General features: G+C 74.7%; 1 protein-coding gene. It reads left to right on the top strand.

The features are described from left to right. Nucleotides 1-356: hypothetical protein (locus QRT03_RS32030; protein ID WP_286057229.1), on the top strand; the 356-nt coding region annotated here is incomplete at both ends.

The following is a 356-nucleotide window of genomic DNA, read 5'->3' as shown; positions in this document are numbered from 1 at the left end:
GCGGAGTTGTTCGACCAGGCCATCCGCGCCGCCACCCTGCCCCCGGAATCCGCCGCACTCGCCGACCCCGACACCGGCGCCGCCCCAATCGGCGAGAACGGCGAGTGGGGTGAGGCCCCCGAGGTCGAGGCCGAGCACTCCAAACCCGCCCGGCAGGCCGCCGCGCTGATCGACCTGATCAACGCCGGCCATGCCGAGGGCCTCGACGAACCCCACCCGGGCGAGGACGGTCAGCCCCCGCTGTTCGACCACCACGATGACGGTGAGGACGGCCGGGCCGAGTTCGGTGGCCCCGACCCCGACTACACCCCCGACCCCGCGCGGTCCGACACCACCGGCGACACCGATGGCGGCGG

The organism is Actinomycetospora termitidis (assembly GCF_030286555.1).
Classification (GTDB): Bacteria; Actinomycetota; Actinomycetes; order Mycobacteriales; family Pseudonocardiaceae; genus Actinomycetospora; species Actinomycetospora termitidis.
Note: the sequence above shows the minus strand (reverse complement) of the source record. Positions and strands in the feature narration are given on the sequence as shown.